The following is a 19,827-nucleotide window of genomic DNA, read 5'->3' as shown; positions in this document are numbered from 1 at the left end:
CCCATAAAAAAATCCCCTCCATAGTAAACAGGTTAGTGTTCTTTCTTTTTCCTGTCTACTATAAGGGGATCATATCACTATCGGTAGGAACCTTTTTATTAATGAATGATTTTACTTCCTTTTGCATTCTCAACGAATTTTTCACTTGATTTGTTAATTGGTGTTTTCAGTAATAACGCAGCAATAACAATGACTACTACGAACACACTTAAGACAAGTAAATCTCTAATAACTATATCCCAAAGCATTCCACCTACTGTTTCACGAATTGCACTAATTGCATATGTGAATGGTAAGAACGGATAAATTGCTTGGAAGAATGGTGGTGTCATTTGAATTGGGAACGTACCACCCGATCCTGCTACTTGAAGCACAAGTAAAATGATTGCCATCGATTTCCCAACGTTTCCGAAAATAGAAACGAGTGAGTACACGATACAAACAAATACTCCGCCAATAAATAAACTAAATAACACAAACCAGAATTTATCGACTACGTACGTACCGAGTAAGAATATATCCCCCATAGATACGATAAATGCCTGCGAAAGACCTATCGTTAAGAATGTTAATAAACGTCCAAAGTATATTTCATGGCTCTTATAATTCGCGCCCTCTTCATGTACTTCTACCGTTAATAACGAAACCATTAATAGTGCGCCTACCCATAATGCAAGCACTGTGTAGAATGGTGACATCGCTGAACCGTAGTTCGGCATTGCAAATAACTTATTCTCTTTTAAATTTACTGGATTCGCGAAGTAATCACTTTGCTTTTCAACATCATTTTTCAATAAGCGTATGATGTCTTTTATATCCTCTTCTGATTCAAAATCACGAATTTTATTTGCTAAGTCTTTAATCTTTTTCTCAGTCTCCGGCATGTCAGCTTTAATGTCTGCTAATTTCTTTCTACCGTCTACTAAGCCTTTTGATGAATCTTCTAGTAGCTTTTTAACATCTGGAAGCTTTTTGTCTGCATCATTTAAAATTTGAGTTGTATTTTTCGACATCTCTTTTGTACGAGCAATTGCTGTATTGAAATTAGGTACAATTTCTGAATCATACGTCGATAATACATCTGTTAATTGAGCTGACCCGCCCTTCGCAGCGTTGTTAATACTTTCAATTACATCTTTTGTAGGTTTCTGTCCATTGTTAAGAAGTGTAATTCCCTTATTCGTTGCATCTACACCTTTTTGCAGACTACTTTTTGCTTTATTTAATTTTGCAATTCCATTATTAAGGTTTTTATCACTACTTACATCTGCTAAAACCTTATTTGTGCTTTCTAGAACAGGAATCATATCATCAATTAAACCGATTCCAGATTGGAATTGTCCATTTAAGCTATTTAAAGCTACTTTCGTTGAATCTAAACCGTTAATACCTCTATTTTGTACATCTTCTTTCGCCTTTTGTAAATCTGCTTTTGCACCTTCAAGGCCATTTTTTGCTTTATCGTAATCTGCTTTCGCATTATCATATGCTGCATTTGCATCAGCTTTAGCTTGATCGACTGTGCTAACTGCTTTTTTATAATCTGCTACAAACGTTTCATTATAATCTTTTTCCGCTTGATCAATTAATCCATTTGCTGCATCTAATTTTTGATTTGCTACATCTGTTACATCTTTCTTTACTTCTTGTCCTGTACCGATAACATTTACAATATCTTTAATACCGTTGTTTGCATTTTCCATACCTTTTTTAACATTAGTTAAGTGATCCACTCGCCCTTTGAAAAAGCTAATTCCAAAATCAGTCGTCGCTGAGTTTTGAAGTTCAGTAAAGAAATTAATAAGATATGAAATACCATCTGTACCCGTTTGCAATCGATCTGATACCGCATTTAAATCTTTCTTTGCTTGTTCAGGGTCAAATTGGCCATTTTGTAAGCCATTTAAAACACTTTTCCCATAAGCTGTTCCTGCACGTGATGAACTTAAAACATTATTTACTGTTTGATTAATACTTTGCGCTATACTCTTATAACCATCACTATTCAACTTAGAAAGATCCGGTCTCGCTGGGAATTCAGGTAATCCATTCATTCCAGACAAGTCAGGAATATTTAATTCTACACCTGGATTCATTAAAAAGTCAGTAAATGCAGCTGCACTATCCATAACGCCTTTTGCTGCTACTAAATCATTTCTTATCGTCCCTGGAGCATTTTTTAATGTTTGATCTTGTCTTGCAAAGAACTTATCTAAATTTGCCAATGCTTCCTGTCCATCATTTATGACACTCTCTACAACAGGTAAATCTTTTTGCGCTACTTTCACAATATCCTCTGCTCGAGTCGCATCATCTAACGCCTTATCCATAAGTGTATTCATTTCTGGGAACTGCGCTTCTAACTTAAAGACAAGATCCTTGACCTTCTCAATACTCGGTAAGTTAGTTTCTAAATCGATTCCAAGATCGTTGAAGATTTCAAAAATCTCGCCGTTTGCTGTTTTAACAAAGTTTTTACTAATCTCTTCTGTCAGCCCCGATGCACCTTTAGCTGTAATCTTCGGCGCAATGGCATTGACCTTTTCATTTACGTAATAATCAATTTCTGGTTTCTGTGGATTTTCATTCAAGACTGTTGCAATCTTTTCAGAGAAATCCTTTGGAATAGTAATACTTGCAGAATAATCTCCACGCTCTACCCCATAAATCGCTTGCTTTTCATCGACAAACTTCCAACCAAAATTTTTGTCCTTCTTAAGTGAATCTACAATTTCTTTCCCGATGTTAATATCTTTCCCTCTTAAATTTGATCCAACATCTTGGTTAGAAACTGCAATCTGGATTCCTTTCGTATTTCCATAAGGATCCCAAGAAGCTTTAATGTTAAACCATGCATATAACGATGGTAAAATCATTAATCCTAAAACAATAACAATTGCAGCCCAATGTTTAGCTACATTCCGTAAATCTGTCTTATAAATACGCCAAATTTGTTTCATAGAAGTTATCACCTAATTATATATTTTTCCTTCTTTAGAAAATGATACATACATTTTGCAATTATATCACTTTCTACATCGTGGATTAACCAAAAACGAACTATTTTTTCCCATTAACTTTAACTTACTACATTATATAACGAAGTCAGTCAAAGTATGAATACAAAATGACCAAATCGGTTTTACATTCAATAATAACAAATATATAGGAAATGTCATAAAAAATACAAGTATTTTCTCTTGGAAATACTTGTATTCCTCAAAAAAATCCTCACAGCTTTTCATCATCTGTGAGGATTTCTTCTATTATATATCTACTTGTACTTCTACACCGAAATGATCTGAAATTACCTTTCGGTTTATACCATTAAAAATAACTTTTGAAGAACGAACTTTTTCACTTCGGTTACACAATATTAGATCGATTCGCAAATTATGTTTATTTTCATCCCAACCAGCAATTTCACCTTGGACAGTTGTTCCTTCATCCTTCTCTATTGCTAGTTCATATGTGTCGTACAAACCTTTTTGTATCATATATTCATAGCCTTCACCTTGCAAACGGGCGTTATTATTAAAATCACCCATTAAGAAGGATCGTTCATTACTATCTACACGCTCCATTAAACGCTCAACTTGAGCTTTGAATGATTCTTCTTCATCATTCCACCAACCGAGGTGGCAAGAGTAAAACGTGATGTTCTTACCATTATAAGCAATTGTTGCACTTACAATTTTACGTGTTTTCCAATACGTTGTATCCTTATTTTCTGAAATAAAGAACGTATCTTCTTTTATAATACTATGCTTCGTTATAATCGCTAATCCTTCTTCATACACATCATAACCAATATGAGAGAAATCCCAAGTAATATTGTAATCTTTTACATGTAACGCTTTTAACTCTGCTAATAGTAAAAGCCCAAAATTATCTTCTTTCTTGTTACCGCATACATTTTCAGCTTGTATCGACTGACTTACTTCTTGCAATGCGATGACATCGTACTCTTCTTCTTGAATGACTTTAGCAAGATATTTTATCTTTTCCATTTGATTCTCTTCTTGCCAAGAGTGACAGTTTAAAGTTAGCAATTTCATCTTATTACGCACCTAACATATCTTGAATGTCTGACTTTAATACGTCAGCTTTCGGACCATATACTGCCTGTACACCTTTATCTTTTACGATAAGTCCTAAAGCACCATTTTGTTTCCACTGTGCTTCTGGTGCAACAACATCTAAATCTTTTACTGTTACACGTAAACGCGTCATACAAGCATCTACGTCAGCAATATTTTCTTTACCACCTAATAAATCAATAACTTTTGTTGCTAATGAACCATCCTGTACATTTCCTGTTCCTTCTGATGACTCATCTTCATTATCAATATAGTTACCTGCACGTCCTGGTGTTGGTAAATTGAATTTTTTAATTAAGAAATTGAATAATGTAAAGTTCAGACCGAAGAACACTAATGAAACGATAACGAAATTGATTAAATCTCTTGTTAGTCCTGCGTTAACCATCATCGGTGTACGAGTAATTAATTCAATAAATCCAAATGCGTGAACACGTAAGTTAATTAAATCTGCTAATGCGAATGCAAGTCCTGTTGTAATTGCATATACAACATATAATACTGGAGCAATAAACATGAACATGAATTCAATTGGTTCTGTTACACCTGTTAAGAATACTGCTAATGCAGCTGATAAGAACATTGGTTTATATTTTGCACGTTTTTCTTTATCAACATTACGGAACATCGCGAAAGCAATACCCATTAACGCTGCTGTTGAGCCAATAACTTGTCCAGCTTTGAAACGAGCTGGTACAACGTTATTTAATAAATCGTTATATGCTTTCGTATCTCCATTTGCTAGTAAATTATTTAAGTCTGTAATCCATGCAAGCCATAAAGGATCTTGCCCTGCTACAATTTGTCCAACTTTTGAGCCAGTTAACATCGTATATGTTCCGCCTAGCTCTGTGTAGTTCATCGGAATCGTTAACATATGATGTAAACCGAATGGTAATAGTAAACGCTCTAACGTTCCATATACAAATGGTGCAACAACTGGTGCACTATCTTTAGATGCTGCAATCCAGCGACCGAATTCATTTAATCCACTTTGGATGAACGGCCATAAAAGTGATAATACAATTGCAGTGACTGTAGACCAAACAATTACAACGAATGGTACGAATCGTTTTCCGTTAAAGAATGCTAATGCCTGTGGCAGTTTATTATAGTTATAATATTTGTTATATAGAGTAGCTCCTAAGAAACCTGTGATAATCCCTACGAAAACTCCCATGTTTAATGCTGGTGCACCAAGTACAGAAGTAAAGTAATCTTTTACAACTAAATCTCCTGCTAATACTGAAGAAACTGTCGCTTTTGAATCCGCTAACATTTCAGCGTTTACGCCAAATATAGCTCCTGTAATTCGGTTTGTTAAGACGAATGCTAATAGCGCTGCAAATGCACCACCTGCGCGATCCTTCGCCCAAGATCCCCCAATTGCTACTGCAAATAAGATGTGTAGATTTGTAATAATTGCCCAACCTATGTCTTCCATTACGCGAGCGATTGTATGAACTGCGTTAATATCCCCAGCAGACATCCCAATTAACTTACCGATAGAAATCATTAAACCAGCTGCTGGCATTACAGCTACAACAACTAATAATGCTTTTCCGAACTTTTGCCAAAAATCAAAAGACGTAATTTTCATCTGTTCTTCCTCCCCTTTATTTATAACAACATAATGATTTAAATTATAATTTCTGTTTCTCTTATGAAAACGATTCCTTATGTTACTTTATTTTTATCTTTACGCAACCGTTTTCATAAATCTATTTTAATAAAAGCGTTTTCACTTTGCAATAGAAATTTATTTTTTTTCATAAAAAAAGATGCTCTAAGAGCATCCTTTTTTATTATGAAATGCGATAAACCCTTGTTTCATAAGGCTTTAACGTGATTGAAGTTACTTGTTCATTTTCCGCAACTTTATAGTTATTTAAAAGCAAACGTTTGCGTTCTAGTGCAAATGAACCCTCATTATACACAGCTTCCTCTTTTGAGATATTGCTAATTACAACGATTTTTTCATCGTTTAATGTACGAGTATATGCATAAATTTGCGGATCATCTTCTAGAAGTAAATCGTACGTACCATAATTCAGTACATCGTGCTCTTTTTTCAAGGCAATCATTTTTTTATAGAAATTGAAAATAGAGTTCTCTTCATTCTTTTGCTTTTCAACATTAATTTCTTTGTAGTTTGGATTCATACTAAACCAAGGCGCACCTGCTGTAAAGCCAGCATTCATCTCATCGTTCCACTGCATTGGTGTACGTGAATTATCGCGGCAAGAAGCCCATATAATTTCCATCATATCTTGATGTGATACACCCTCTGCAATTTTCTCTCGATATAAATTTTTAGTTGCTACATCATCATAATCTTCAATATTTAATAATTGAACGTTCGTCATCCCAATTTCTTGTCCTTGATAAATAAACGGTGTACCGTGCATAAAGAAGTACATTGCTCCAAGAGCTGTTGCACTTTCACGCCAATATTGTTTATCATCTCCCCAAGTTGAAACGATACGTGGCTTATCGTGATTCTCAATATATAAAGCATTCCATCCTTTATTTTCTAACCCTTTTTGCCATTTCGTTAATACCTTTTTCAACCCTACAACATCAAGATCTTTCTTCTTTTCTGCATCCCATAAACTTAAATGTTCAAATTGGAATACCATATTGAACTTGCCTTGCTCTTCGCCAACCCAAAGCTCAGCATCTTCAATCTTAACGCCATTCGCTTCACCAACAGTCATAATATCGTACTTAGAAAACGTATTTTCTTTTAACTCTTCTAGTAAAGGTTGAATACCATCCACATTCATATGTTTATCAAAAGATGGTACATACTTTAGTTCTTTTGGATTTGGCATATCTTTGAAACCATCTTCTTTTTTAATATGGCTAATCGCATCCACGCGGAAACCATCAATTCCTTTATCAAGCCACCAATTAACTGTATCGTATAACACTTCGCGAACTTCTTTATTCTCCCAGTTTAAATCTGGTTGTTTACGCGAGAATAAGTGTAAATAATATTGTCCTGTTACTTCATCATATTCCCATGCCGAACCGTTAAAAATACTTTCCCAGTTGTTTGGTTCCGAACCATCTTTACCATCATGCCAAATATACCAATCACGCTTCGGATTGTCTTTAGATGAACGCGACTCAATAAACCATGGATGTTCATCACTCGTATGATTAATAACTAAATCAATAATAAGCTTCATATCACGCTTATGAACTTCATCTAGTAAAGCATCAAAGTCTTCCATCGTACCAAACTCATCCATGATATCTTGATAATCACTAATGTCATAACCATTATCATCATTAGGTGACTTATACATTGGACAAATCCAAATTACATCTATACCTAAATCTTTTAAATAATCCAGTTTTGCAATAATACCTTGTAAATCTCCAATACCATCACCATTTGAATCCATAAAGCTACGTGGGTAAATTTGATAAGCAACTGCTTCTTTCCACCATGTCTTATTCATAATCATTCTCTCCTTTTGCATCCCATCGGAATTTTATGCAAACGTTTTCGTAACACTATCATAACAAAATATAAATAGTTTGCAACTGTTTTCATTGAACTCTATGTAGATTCCTCATTCTTATGCTTTATTTATTTCTCACAAAGGCAAATCTCATTCCTCACCTATTCTTGTCCACACAGGTTACATACGCTTTTCATATATTAATAAAAAGAACTGCTTATTTTAGAAAGGAGTGATCAATTGAAACAAACAAAATTAACAGGTCGTATCGTTGTTCCTTCAGATCCTGACTATGACGTAGCCCGAATGAATTTAAATTTAAGTATTCCAAAACTCCCTTGTATTATTGTTTTTTGCCAAAATAAAAATGATGTGTGTAACGCCTTAAAATGGGCACGTGAACGTCATATACCATTTCGCTTAAGAAGCGGACGTCATAGCTATGAAAATTTTTCTCTTCTAAATAGAGGACTTATTATTGATGTGAGTGAAATGCATCGCATTACTGTTAATACAGATAAATTAACAGCAACAATTGAAGCTGGTGCAAACCTTGGCACTGTTTATAAAGAGCTTTGGAATTATGGTGTGACAATACCGGCTGGTACAAGCGCAAGCGTTGGAATTGTTGGATTAACACTTGGCGGTGGCATCGGTATGCTTTCACGCTTATTTGGATTAACATGTGATCAATTAGTAGAAGTCGAAATGGTACAAGCATGCGGTAAATTCGGAGCAAAAATCATTCGTGCAAGCGAACTTGAAAACCATAACTTGTTTTGGGCGTGCCGCGGTGGTGGTGGTGGAAACTTCGGAATTGTTACTTCTTTAACTTTTCGAGTACATCCCATCAAAAATGTATCAATCTTCTCAATTACATGGGAATGGGAAGATTTTATCGCTGCATTTCAAGCGTGGCAGAACTGGGCGCCTTATATAGACAAACGTCTCACTTCATCAATTGAATTATTCGCAAAGCAACAAAATAAAATTGAAGCACAAGGTGAGTTTATCGGCTCTCCCTCTGAACTCCATTCCTTATTATCTCCTCTTCTTGAAACTGGTACCCCCTCTCTCTTTATAGATGAAGTTCCTTATATAAAAGCTGTTGAATTTTTTAACAGTGGGAATATCCCTGAAAAATTTAAGCGCTCCGGTTCCTACGTATATGAACCTATCCCTCTTAAAGGCATTCAAATCATGAAATATTTTCTTTCTCATGCACCAAATAAAGATGCAAGTATTTGGCACCAATCGCTCGTAGGTGCTGTTGAAAATATTCCCCCTACTGAAACAGCTTATTTCCATCGTAAAGCAATTATTGCACAAGAATACATTACCTCTTGGAAATGCGCTAATGAAGAAAATCGCAATATACGCTGGGTTAAAGATTTACGAGAAAGCTTAGATCCTTATACACTAGGTGACTATGTCAATTGGCCTGATATCGATATTATAAATTGGCAAACTAGTTATTATGGTTCTAACTTTCAAAGATTGCGTAAAGTGAAAACCATATATGATCCTTGCAATATTTTTCGTTTTCAACAAAGTATCCCTCCTTTTCATACGTAAAAAAGGAAGAACAGAATACTGTTCTTCCTTTTTACATTGAAAATCGTTCAATTGTTTGTTTCAAGTCTGCTGCTTGCTTCTCTAAATCCTTTAACAATTGATCGATTACTACCATATTTTTAGATTGTTGCAACGTCACACGTGCTACTTCTTGCGAACCAGCCGATGTTTCCTCAGCAATTGCTGCTACAGCCTTCGTCTGTGCTCCTGTTTGATGAATATGACGCACTTGTTCGTTCATATAGCCACTAATTTGCTTCGTTGCATCGGCAACTTCCATAATACTTGATGACATTTCTTTTAAAATTAATTCGGTAGCTTCCCCACGTTTCGCCTCTTCTTTAGCTGTTTTCACTTGCTCTGTCATTTTCAATGCGACTTGTTGCACTTCCTCTTGCATATTTCGTAATAATTGCGATATATTTCTTGCAGAATGATCGCTTTCATCAGCAAGTTTACGTACTTCTTCAGCTACAACTGCAAAGCCCCTTCCATGCTCTCCAGCACGAGCTGCCTCAATAGAAGCATTCAGTGCTAATAAATTCGTTTGACTAGCAATCTCACTCACAACGGAAACAATATGTTCTACTTGTTTCATTCGTTCTTCTAATTTCTGTACATTTTGCATCGAATTTTCATTTTCTTTTGCCAATGTTTGAATGCCTTGAATTAAAGAAGTAAAGACTCGTGTACTTTGCCCTAAAGCTTGAACCATTTCTAAAGACAACTCGTCAGACTGTTTTGCCTTTTCTTCTACTTCACTCGCAATAGAAGTTGTTGTATCAACAGCAGAAACAATCGCCTGAATGGAAGCAGCTGATTGCTCAGCGCCAGAAGAAATCTCTGCAAGTGTCTCAGATACACCTTGTGCTTGTTTCGTTGCTTCCCCTGTTTCCCTTCTAATTTGCTGAACTTGATTATTTGTATACGAAAATGTAGTATCAATATTTTTCACCATACCTCTTAAGTTCCCTAGCATCATATTAAATGCAACACTTAAAGATTTAATCTCATCATCTGTTTTTGGTAACGGGACATCTTCACGAATATCGCCATCAGCCGCCTTCCTTGCAGCCTCCTCCAACTTTCGAAGCGGTTTAATTAAAAAGATGGCTGCTCCATACGCTAAAATTCCAGACCATACTACGCCTAATAACATAACGATAATATTATAAACAGTTTGACTTACATAACTTTGAAAATAATCGTATATCACGTAAATAAAAAATATGCTTGTTGAATATGTAATAAAAGCTAAAATTGTAGTAAATAGCATAAGTTGTGTACGTAAGCCAAAGGAAAATGTCTTCCTTTCTTTTTCCATCTCTTCTTTCCTCCTTTTTATAAGTAATATAAGTACTACCTATATATTATTATCCATATTTTCGTTATAGAAAGATATAGGGATTTTAAAAATCATTATTCCCTTGAATATCAAATTACCCGAAAAAAATAAAGGATTCTGACAATTTATGACTAATAACAGAAATAAGGGGCAACATTTGTAAAATATATTTTGACTGGGGGTTTTGTATGATTCAGGTTCAAAATCTAGTAAAATCATTTGGCTCACTTGATGTTTTAAAAGGAATTGATTTAGAAGTAAAAGAAAAAGAAGTTGTTGTTTTAATTGGTGCCAGTGGTTCCGGTAAAAGTACATTACTTCGCTGTCTTAACTTTTTAGAAATGTATGATGAAGGTGAAATTCATTTACAAGGTGAACGAATTGATCCAAAGCATTCAAATTTAAACAAAGTCCGTGAAAATGTCGGTATGGTTTTTCAGCACTTTAACCTCTTTCCTCATATGACCTCACTAGAAAACATCATAGAAGCACCTATCCATGTAAAAAAATTAGAAACAGCAAATGCAAAGGAAATCGGAAATCAGCTTTTACAAAAAGTCGGCCTACAAGATAAAGCAGATGTAACTCCCCACCTCCTATCAGGTGGTCAAAAACAGCGTATTGCCATTGCACGAGCTCTTGCTATGAATCCTAAAATTATGCTATTTGATGAACCTACCTCAGCCTTAGATCCTGAACTTGTTGGAGAAGTATTGCAAGTTATGAAAGAACTTGCTGAAGAAGGAATGACCATGGTTATTGTCACTCATGAAATGAATTTCGCAAGAGATGTAGCTGATCGCGTCATATTTATGGATGACGGAAAGATTGTAGAGGACGCTCCGCCAGCACAATTCTTTTCAGCTCCATCACATGAACGAGCAAAACAATTTTTACGCAACGTTTTATAATGTAACTTCTGTTTCAAATGAAGAGAAATACATTCATACGGTGCACAACTAATTGTCCAAATAAAATATCTCAGTAACATACTTAAAACCATCCGTATGATCAATATATAGGAGGGGTTTTATGAAAAGAAAACTATTAACCATTGTTGCGAGTATTACATTATGTACATCCTTCATACTAGGAGCCTGTAGTAAGGAAAGTGCTACTACTTCTTCAAATGGTGAAAAAGAATTTCGTTATGCGATGAGTGGCTTATATAAACCTTTTAACTATAAAGAAAATGACGGAAAGCTTGCCGGTTTTGATGTGGAAATTGGTGAGGCACTTGCGAAAAAAATGAATATGAAACCCACTCCTATTACAAATCCATGGGAAACGCTAATTCAAGGTCTACAATCGAAAAAATATGATGCTATATTGGGCAGTATGGCAATTACAGAAGAACGCTTAAAAGCTGTTAGTTTCTCAAATCCTTATTATCGTTCTGGTGCCCAAATTTTTGTGGCTAAAAAGAATACATCTATCTCTTCTCCAGAAGATTTGAAAGGTAAGAAAATTGGTGTTGTAAAGGCTAGTACCTTTAAAGACCTTGTTGCAAAACATACAGATCAAATCACAGAATATGACAGCGATATTACTGCACTTATGGACTTAGAGCCTGGGCGTATTGATGCAGTAATCACTGATCAAATGGTTGGTTTACGTATGATCAAAGAAGGTAAATCAAATATAAAAGAAGCTGGAAAACCATTAAATCTTGATGAAATGGGAATTGCTATTCGTAAAGATAATAAAGAAATGGTTGAGAAAGTAAATAAAGCTTTAGATGAAATCATTAAAGATGGTACGTATGAAAAAATCAGTAAAAAATGGTTTGGGCGTAATATTCTCGGCGAAGAGGAAAAAACGAAGTAAATTAGCTAGTCAAATGTTTCATACATTATGCCCCACTTTTTATGTGGGGTATTTCATTCCCTACCAAAATCCATACAATATGAGGTGACACATATGTTTGAAATTTTTATGTCTACTTATCCCACACTCTTAAAGGCTACTATTGTCACATTACAATTAACACTAACATCCCTATTACTTGGTTCACTAATTGGATTACTATTCGCTTTTTTTCGAATCTCTAACAATAAGATTTTAAATAGTATTGCTCATGTATATATCGCCATTATTCGTGGTACACCTTTAATTGTTCAAATTGCCATTCTCTATTTCGGTATTACATCGATTATTGTCTTCACTCCTTTTTGGGCAGGAGCAATTGCTTTAGCAATCCATAACGGTGCATATATTACTGAAATTTTCCGCGGTTCCATTCAATCTGTCGACCGTGGACAATTGGAAGCTGCCCGTTCTTTAGGTATGCCTTATCCTTTAGCAATGCGTCGTATTGTGTTACCGCAAGCATTTCGTCAATCTCTTCCTCCTTTAGGAAATCAGTTTATTATTGGATTAAAGGACTCCTCTCTCGTTGCATATGTAGGATTGTCCGAATTATGGGGATCAGGTTTATCAATTGCTGCAAGTAACTTCCAACAATTAGATACATACATAATTGTTGGTTTATATTACCTCGTACTTGTTCTTCTATTTACTTATTTTGTTAATCTTTTAGAGAAACGATTACAAAGAAAAGAAACAAATTCAGTTCAATTTAGCAAAAAGAATAAAAAAGAAGTCTCTTTATAAAAAAAAGCAAGCCTGAAATGGCTTGCTTTTTCACTGCAAAATATATCAATTTTTACTGATTTACTTTTTTAATACTCTCTTCTTCCTCTATATGTTCCTCACGATATGAAATATTATGAGGATCTAGTCCATTTCCTAAAGAACCATAGAAATGCTCTCTATGCGGATCCACTAATTCACTTCCTTGATAATACACACGTGGTGTATTCCATAGCGCTGCCAAAGCTTTTGTCATTGGCATCTCATGATAGCGTTCCGGCCACATTTCTTTAATTTTATCTTTTACTAACGGATAGTATTTAGAGCTCATAGCAGGGAACAAATGGTGTTCTGTATGATATGAGAAATTGAAATGTAAAACGTCTACCCAGCGCGGCACTGTTACTGATAAACAGTTCGCTAACGGATCATTTACTGGAACAATTGGATTTAAGCGATGATTTGTTGCGATATATGCCATTACAATAAAGTTAGCAATTAACAATGGAATTACATATGCAAATAACCATTTTCCAGGTCCCATAATAAACAATAAACTAATCCAAACAGTCCAAGGCAAAAGAAGTTGAAGCCATACAGATTTTTGATTGGATGACTTAAAATCCTTTATAAAATGAAAGAACATTCGAGTCGAATGTAACGTAAATTGAATGGTTAGTGACAGAAAACTAAAGAATGAACGAACATGAAGAGGCATGCGATATACCCACCTTAAAAACTTACTCTTTTTCAGTTTCTCAAGTGTAGGCCATGCATCTGGGTCATTCTCTTCATGTTGTGTATGAACATGATGCGTTGCATTATGCCACTTTCTCCAAAGCTTCGGGCCAGTTGATAATGGCATAAATGCTATCGCGCCTAAAAAATCACGAAGCCATGCTTTTCTTACAACAGTTCCATGTAAAATTTCATGTCCTAAAAATCCAAGTGAAGCAAAACATAATCCAAGAACAATCGCAATTCCTAGATTCGCCCACACATTCAATTCAAATACACCAATCGATATTAACCCCGCCAATGCCACAAGCAAATAAGCCAGTCCACCAAATAAACGAGTAGGAACTGGTTTAAATGCTTTTTTCGGCAAATGTGGTGATACACGTGCTGCATACCACCCAAACGTATGAAGCTCCTTCATCCTTTTGCCCCTTTCTTATGCCGCGCCTTGCGCAACTTACATATATCAATTCTTGCTTCCAGATTGATTTTACTAGGTGATTAAAAAAGCATTTATTATAAGGAAAATAAACTCACTCTATCGTCACTTATTTTTCGCTTTTATTATCAATGAAAAACATTTCTCTTTTTACTCTCTATCAACCTTTCCACATGATGAATCATATCAATAGAATTTCTATATTGTCAACAACTTTTATGACCTAGTAATAAAAGTTGGTTATATTTTTATAATCATACTTTATTTCACTAAAGAAAAAACATAGATTTTATAAGGCTTCATCCATTATGCATATACATACACTGACATACTATAGACTCTATCTTATTCAAGAACTCTCTGTGTAAACAACAAATAAACTCATCTGAATCTAGTTTTACACAACTCCTACTTCTTCATACCGATACCACTAAATAATTATACTGAAATATTTTTATCTTTCTTTTAATAAAAATAGACTCCTTCTAAAACAGCACACATGAATTTCCTATCATATGGAAATATTAAAAGGAAAATTGTTCTAAAATCGGGAGGTTTCTATAATGACAAGCGATACATTTCCACAATTTCCATTATCCTATTGGATTGAATCTACTCAAGTCCCTGCTTTTCCTCATTTATCTGAAGATACAAAGGCAGAAGTTGCTGTTATCGGAGCTGGTATTACAGGCATTACTACTGCCTATTTACTTGCAAAAGAAGGTATGAACGTTGTTTTAATTGATTCTGGTCTTATTTTAAATGGAACAACTGGGCATACAACAGCGAAGGTAACAGCACAACACGATCTTATTTATGATGAATTAATAAATCATTTTGGTTTGGAAAAAGCGAGGCTTTACTATGAATCAAATAATCATGCTCTACAATTCATAAATGAGACGGTGAAAACATATAAAATCGACTGTAATTTCTCAAATGAAGATTCATATTTATATACAACTACTGATAATGGATTAAGAAGTTTATCGAAAGAATATGAAGCCTATCAAAAATTAAATATACCTTGTGACTATGTTCAATCTCTATCGATTCCGATTCCAGTACAATCTGCACTTGTCATGAAAAACCAAGCACAATTCCATCCCCTCCTTTATTTGAAAACACTTTTAGAAAAGTTTGTGGAGATGGGCGGAAAAGTTTATGAACAAACAACAGCTATTGATGTGGGAAAAGGTGATTATCCACAAGTCATTACAAAAGGCGGGCATCGCATCACTTGCAAATATGTTGTCTCTTGTTCACATTTTCCTTTCTATGATGCGAATAGCTTTTTCTTTACGCGAATGTATGCCGAACGCTCTTATGCTCTTGCAATCAAAGCAAAAACGGATTATCCAGGTGGCATGTATTTAAGTATTGATGACCCAAAACGTTCCTTGCGCTATACAACAAACAATGGGGAAAAATTAATTTTAATTGGCGGAGAAAGTCATAAAACAGGACAAGGAATAAACACAATGCTTCATTATGAAGCACTGTATTCTTTTGCGGAAGCAACGTTTGGAGTAGATGAAGTTCCCTATAGATGGTCAGCACAAGATTTAATCACGCTAGATAAGCTTCCTTATATCGGACATATTAACGAAAGAAATCCAAATATATTTGTTGCAACTGGATATCGTAAATGGGGAATGACAACTGGAACTGCTGCCGCTCATTTACTGAAGGACTCCATTCTAAAAGTCCACAATCCCTATAAGGAACTGTATGCACCATCACGCTTCCATGCAAATCCAGATATAAAAACATTCCTCTCCCAGAACATTGATGTTGCGAAACATTTAATTGAAGGAAAGATTGAAACCACATTACGTAAGCCAGAAGATCTCGAAGTTGGTGAAGGATCTGTCGTACATGTTAATGGGAAACGAGCAGGTGCTTATAAGGACAAAGATGGTAAATTACATATTGTCGATACAACTTGTACACATCTCGGCTGCGAAGTTGAATGGAATAATGGTGATTGTACTTGGGACTGCCCTTGCCATGGTTCCCGCTTTTCAATTGAGGGAGATGTTATGGAAGGTCCAGCAGATCAACCGTTAAAACGAGTTGATAATGAGTAAACAAATAAAGAAGTTCAACAGGATTCCTGTTGAACTTCTTTATTTGTTATAAAACCTTTTCAGATAAACTTCGACATAAGAAGGGAAATATTAACATCAAATAAAATAATATATTTATCTATAAATAAAAGGAGGGAATACTATGCAACCTTCAGCTCCACCTCATCTAGAATCTACAAAAACTATCTTTTCAAGCTCTATTACAAAACTTGTTGTTTTTATTTGTTGGCTAGCCATTCTAGCTGATGGATATGATTTAGGTATTTACGGTGCCGTTCTGCCAAAGCTCCTAGAAGACAAAAGCTGGGCACTTTCACCGGCACACGCTGGTACAATTGCTAGCTATGCTTTATTTGGCATGTTTATTGGCGCTATTCTAGTTGGAACCATCACAGATCTAATTGGACGAAAATGGACGCTTATATGCTGTTTAGCACTTTTCTCCATCACGATGGGCCTTGCTGCACTTGCTCCTTCCCCTGAATTATTTGGTTTATCTCGATTTATCGGAGGAATCGGATTAGGCGGTGTTATTCCAACAGCTTCAGCACTTACTGTTGAATATTCACAAAAAAAAGACAATCTTTTATTTATGCTCTTATGTTTACTGGCTACCCTTTAGGTATCGTGTTAGGTGCTATTTTGTCTATGTTTATGTTAGAAGATTTCGGATGGAGAATTATGTTTGGCATCGGAATGATTCCACTGCTCCTCATTCCTTTCATCATTCGTTATTTACCTGAATCCATTCAATTTTTATTATCACGTAATCGCCAAGAAGAAGTAGACCAAATCCTTAATCGTTTTCAAATTGAATTCCATGAAAAAGATGAAACTCATCAAGCCCCACCTAATATACGAAAGAAAAATGGATTTCTTACGTTATTCTCAAAAGAGTACATAAAAGCGACGTTGCTTTTTTGGATTACTTATATAATGGGAATGTTTTTAATATATGGTTTAAATACTTGGTTACCGCAGATGATGCGCCAAGCAGGATACCCTCTTGGATCTAGTCTATCATTTTTACTTATGCTAAATATTACTGCCGCTATCGGTGCATTATTTGCTGGAGCAATAGCGGATCGTATAGGGGCTAAAATTGTTATTAGCATCTCCTATCTTATGGCAGCTATATGTATTGGACTATTAACAATTAAACCATCTGTTACAATCATTTATCTTTTAATTGGTCTTGCTGGAATTGGATCAGTCGGTATTACTCAAATATTAAATGCATATGTAACACAATACTTCCCGTCTCATATCCGAGCTACCTCCTTAGGCTGGGGACTTGGACTTGGCCGAGTTGGCGCGATTGCTGGTCCTATTCTTGTCGGTATTATTATAACAATGCAATATGACTTAGCATGGAATTTTTACTTATTCTCATTCGCGGGTCTTCTTGCAGCTATATCTGTTTTCTTTATTCCTACAAAATAAAAAAAGAGCACAAACTCACTTGTGCTCTTTTTCATATACTGCAAACAACATATCCCGAAACAATGTATTTAAACTCTCAATATCGATCCCTGATCCCTTTTCAATTCCTTTTACATATTGCTGGTAGTAATGAATTTGTTCTTCTAAAAATTGATTCAACACCTCAATTTTTAATCCAACATCTAATTCAGTACCTGCCTTTTTCTTTATTAACAACTGTTCAATTTCATCTAATACACTGCGTTCTAATGATAACTCTGTAATCAATCGATCGAATTCTACAGGTGGTAAAGTCTCTTTCTCCTCTAACCACTTACAAGCTAAAATAGGACGTAATACATAAAAGTACTTTTTCAACTTTACATTCTCACCTTGCAAAAATTCACGATAATTTTTTGAAGCCATATGTAAGTAATGATATATCGTTGCTTTTGGATCAAAGTGCTTATCACTCATTTGCTGAAGTTGTTCTGGAAAATGAGAGTTTTTCGAATAAAAAATCGGTGATCGAATCCATTCGAGTAAAGCTGGGTTTGACTTTGCGAATAATTGTAACGCTTTTTTAATATCCCATCCGCTTATATCTAAATCATCACTAATCGGATACTCAATTACATCTCGTTTATCATGAATTGATAAATACCATTCGACCGGGTGCATATAAACGAATCTAACATCATAATCACTATCTTTCGATGGAAATCCCCAAGCACGACTCCCTGATTCCACTGCAAATAAAATTTTCACATCATTCTCTTGTTCAATTCTTGCTAACTCCAACCTAATTTTCTCTCTCATTTCATACCCTCTTCATTTTTTGATTATTTCCTTGGAAATTCGACAAATATACTACTAAGTTTACTACATACTAAAATAGCTGTCAGAAAATTCCCGACAGCCTACCAAAGTTCCTTATTTTTTACTTGTTCTTTTCTGTTACACTAACCGCAATTCGTTCAAACTCTTTTTGAATCTCCTCTTTATATGCGTCTACTTTTGAAAAATCCATAGCAGCAATATAAATTCTTTCTAATTTATCACGAACTGATTTCGCTTTCGCCAAGAAAGACATCGCCTCATTCATTTTTGCTTTATATTGAATCGACACGTCACGAATTTCTTTCGCATACTTCTCATCTGTTCCTGGTGTCACAATTAAGGCATACATATCTATAATTTCATCACCTTCGCGGCTCGGAAAATATTCATGTGGTGCGGTGCTATCAAAAATTGCAAACCCTAATTCTCTTACGATAACCATATCAAGACTATTTGGATCAAATCCACAATGATATACTTCAACTTCAAATCCTTTTTCTTCTGCTGCCTTAGCTAATTTTTTAAGCATTGTTGATTTCCCAGAGCCTGGGCGTCCTTTTATAAAATAACGATGTGGTAATCCCTCTGTTAAATTAGGAACAAAATCAACTGCTCCTTTCGGTGTAGCTGCCCCTAAAAACCGATGTTTCACAAGCGATTGTTTCCCGCCTTTATCTGTAAATAACTTCTGAATCAGCTGATCGGTTAGTTCATTTGCTTTATTAAAATCAATATTATTAATATATATTTTCTCCCACTCATCATGTATAACTAGTGCCTCGTTAAAACAAGCGTAAGCAGTTTGAAAAGCCTTGCTTGCTTCTGAAACAAATCGTTCAATTTCCACCTTCTGCTTTCTTAATTTATTTGAGTCCCAAGCAACCCCTAAATTAATATACTCTTCGACAACTCCTGGCATTTTCGGCTCAATAACATGCGGTGATGTTCCATCAACAATTCCTACTTTTAACTTCGGGATAATTACACCATCAACCGATTTATTATCAGAAGAACAGTGTAAAAATTCAATATCATATCCTTTTTCAACCCACTCACGACCTATTGCTTTGATTAAAGAAGATTTCCCGGTTCCAGGACCACCCTTTAAAATAAATAACCTGTTTAGCCCTTTTAAATTCTCGTCGTATAAATTATGAAATCCTCTAGCTGTATTTCCACCAGCGTAATAATTCAATACATTCCCTGTCACTGC

General features: G+C 35.1%; 13 protein-coding genes and 2 pseudogenes. 6 read left to right on the top strand and 9 right to left on the bottom strand.

What is annotated here, in order from left to right:
- Window positions 1-98: 98 nt before the first annotated feature.
- The 4 genes from AC3WTA_RS26625 to AC3WTA_RS26610 form a co-directional block, all read right to left on the bottom strand.
- Complete coding sequence (locus tag AC3WTA_RS26625) at window positions 99-2,960, bottom strand: YhgE/Pip domain-containing protein (RefSeq protein WP_000810107.1); 2,862 nt, start codon at window positions 2,958-2,960, stop codon at window positions 99-101.
- A 306-nt stretch (window positions 2,961-3,266) separates the two neighbouring features.
- A complete protein-coding gene (locus AC3WTA_RS26620; protein ID WP_492333081.1) occupies window positions 3,267-4,058 on the bottom strand; it encodes an endonuclease/exonuclease/phosphatase family protein in 792 nt (263 codons plus the stop codon).
- Between the two features lie 4 nt (window positions 4,059-4,062).
- Window positions 4,063-5,700, bottom strand: coding sequence for a PTS transporter subunit IIBC (locus tag AC3WTA_RS26615; RefSeq protein ID WP_000705549.1), 1,638 nt, complete (start codon window positions 5,698-5,700; stop codon window positions 4,063-4,065).
- A 205-nt stretch (window positions 5,701-5,905) separates the two neighbouring features.
- Window positions 5,906-7,570 (bottom strand): glycoside hydrolase family 13 protein, encoded by a 1,665-nt coding sequence (locus AC3WTA_RS26610; RefSeq protein ID WP_001044747.1) that lies wholly within the window; start codon window positions 7,568-7,570, stop codon window positions 5,906-5,908.
- Window positions 7,571-7,813: 243 nt separating this feature from the next.
- On the opposite strand from AC3WTA_RS26610, the gene AC3WTA_RS26605 reads away from it, so the two are divergent.
- A complete protein-coding gene (locus AC3WTA_RS26605; RefSeq protein ID WP_000814879.1) occupies window positions 7,814-9,148 on the top strand; it encodes an FAD-binding oxidoreductase in 1,335 nt (444 codons plus the stop codon).
- 31 nt (window positions 9,149-9,179) lie between these two features.
- Here AC3WTA_RS26605 and AC3WTA_RS26600 read toward each other — a convergent pair whose 3' ends face one another.
- Window positions 9,180-10,106: a methyl-accepting chemotaxis protein gene (locus AC3WTA_RS26600; protein WP_412678131.1), complete on the bottom strand. Its 927-nt coding sequence runs from the start codon at window positions 10,104-10,106 to the stop codon at window positions 9,180-9,182.
- Window positions 10,107-10,121: 15 nt separating this feature from the next.
- Window positions 10,122-10,307 (bottom strand): annotated as a pseudogene (locus AC3WTA_RS26595) (HAMP domain-containing protein); the annotation flags it as partial.
- Window positions 10,308-10,681: 374 nt separating this feature from the next.
- On the opposite strand from AC3WTA_RS26595, the gene AC3WTA_RS26590 reads away from it, so the two are divergent.
- The 3 genes from AC3WTA_RS26590 to AC3WTA_RS26580 all read left to right on the top strand — a co-directional run bounded on the left by AC3WTA_RS26590 (window position 10,682) and on the right by AC3WTA_RS26580 (window position 13,106).
- On the top strand, window positions 10,682-11,404 hold the full coding sequence (locus tag AC3WTA_RS26590) for an amino acid ABC transporter ATP-binding protein (RefSeq protein WP_000616905.1): 723 nt from the start codon (window positions 10,682-10,684) through the stop codon (window positions 11,402-11,404).
- A 121-nt stretch (window positions 11,405-11,525) separates the two neighbouring features.
- Window positions 11,526-12,320: an ABC transporter substrate-binding protein gene (locus AC3WTA_RS26585; RefSeq protein WP_000823734.1), complete on the top strand. Its 795-nt coding sequence runs from the start codon at window positions 11,526-11,528 to the stop codon at window positions 12,318-12,320.
- 93 nt (window positions 12,321-12,413) lie between these two features.
- Window positions 12,414-13,106, top strand: coding sequence for an amino acid ABC transporter permease (locus tag AC3WTA_RS26580; RefSeq protein ID WP_000461606.1), 693 nt, complete (start codon window positions 12,414-12,416; stop codon window positions 13,104-13,106).
- Between the two features lie 52 nt (window positions 13,107-13,158).
- On the opposite strand, the gene desB is transcribed toward AC3WTA_RS26580, so the two are convergent.
- A complete protein-coding gene (gene desB / locus AC3WTA_RS26575; protein WP_000661209.1) occupies window positions 13,159-14,244 on the bottom strand; it encodes a Delta(10) desaturase DesB in 1,086 nt (361 codons plus the stop codon).
- 581 nt (window positions 14,245-14,825) lie between these two features.
- Here desB and AC3WTA_RS26570 point away from each other — a divergent pair.
- On the top strand, window positions 14,826-16,352 hold the full coding sequence (locus AC3WTA_RS26570) for an FAD-dependent oxidoreductase (RefSeq protein WP_000199946.1): 1,527 nt from the start codon (window positions 14,826-14,828) through the stop codon (window positions 16,350-16,352).
- A 142-nt stretch (window positions 16,353-16,494) separates the two neighbouring features.
- A pseudogene (locus AC3WTA_RS26565) lies at window positions 16,495-17,795 on the top strand (MFS transporter).
- A 15-nt stretch (window positions 17,796-17,810) separates the two neighbouring features.
- Here AC3WTA_RS26565 and AC3WTA_RS26560 read toward each other — a convergent pair.
- Together AC3WTA_RS26560 and AC3WTA_RS26555 are read right to left on the bottom strand one after the other, a co-directional pair.
- A complete protein-coding gene (locus tag AC3WTA_RS26560) occupies window positions 17,811-18,593 on the bottom strand; it encodes a nucleotidyltransferase domain-containing protein (RefSeq protein ID WP_001208298.1) in 783 nt (260 codons plus the stop codon).
- 121 nt (window positions 18,594-18,714) lie between these two features.
- Window positions 18,715-19,824, bottom strand: a complete 1,110-nt coding sequence (locus AC3WTA_RS26555; protein WP_000147456.1) for a PRK06851 family protein — start codon at window positions 19,822-19,824, stop codon at window positions 18,715-18,717.
- Window positions 19,825-19,827 lie beyond the last annotated feature (3 nt).

The organism is Bacillus sp. EB106-07-01-XG149, from assembly GCF_058791555.1.
Note: the sequence above shows the minus strand (reverse complement) of the source record. Positions and strands in the feature narration are given on the sequence as shown.

Excerpts from the sequence above, each read along its gene's own strand:
- AC3WTA_RS26625 (WP_000810107.1), bottom strand. The coding sequence starts at position 2,960 with ATGAAACAAATTTGGCGTATTTATAAGACAGATTTACGGAATGTAGCT.
- AC3WTA_RS26620 (WP_492333081.1), bottom strand. The coding sequence starts at position 4,058 with ATGAAATTGCTAACTTTAAACTGTCACTCTTGGCAAGAAGAGAATCAA.
- AC3WTA_RS26615 (WP_000705549.1), bottom strand. The coding sequence starts at position 5,700 with ATGAAAATTACGTCTTTTGATTTTTGGCAAAAGTTCGGAAAAGCATTA.
- AC3WTA_RS26610 (WP_001044747.1), bottom strand. The coding sequence starts at position 7,570 with ATGAATAAGACATGGTGGAAAGAAGCAGTTGCTTATCAAATTTACCCA.
- AC3WTA_RS26600 (WP_412678131.1), bottom strand. The coding sequence starts at position 10,106 with ATGGTGAAAAATATTGATACTACATTTTCGTATACAAATAATCAAGTT.
- AC3WTA_RS26590 (WP_000616905.1), top strand. The coding sequence starts at position 10,682 with ATGATTCAGGTTCAAAATCTAGTAAAATCATTTGGCTCACTTGATGTT.
- AC3WTA_RS26585 (WP_000823734.1), top strand. The coding sequence starts at position 11,526 with ATGAAAAGAAAACTATTAACCATTGTTGCGAGTATTACATTATGTACA.
- AC3WTA_RS26580 (WP_000461606.1), top strand. The coding sequence starts at position 12,414 with ATGTTTGAAATTTTTATGTCTACTTATCCCACACTCTTAAAGGCTACT.
- desB (WP_000661209.1), bottom strand. The coding sequence starts at position 14,244 with ATGAAGGAGCTTCATACGTTTGGGTGGTATGCAGCACGTGTATCACCA.
- AC3WTA_RS26570 (WP_000199946.1), top strand. The coding sequence starts at position 14,826 with ATGACAAGCGATACATTTCCACAATTTCCATTATCCTATTGGATTGAA.
- AC3WTA_RS26560 (WP_001208298.1), bottom strand. The coding sequence starts at position 18,593 with ATGAGAGAGAAAATTAGGTTGGAGTTAGCAAGAATTGAACAAGAGAAT.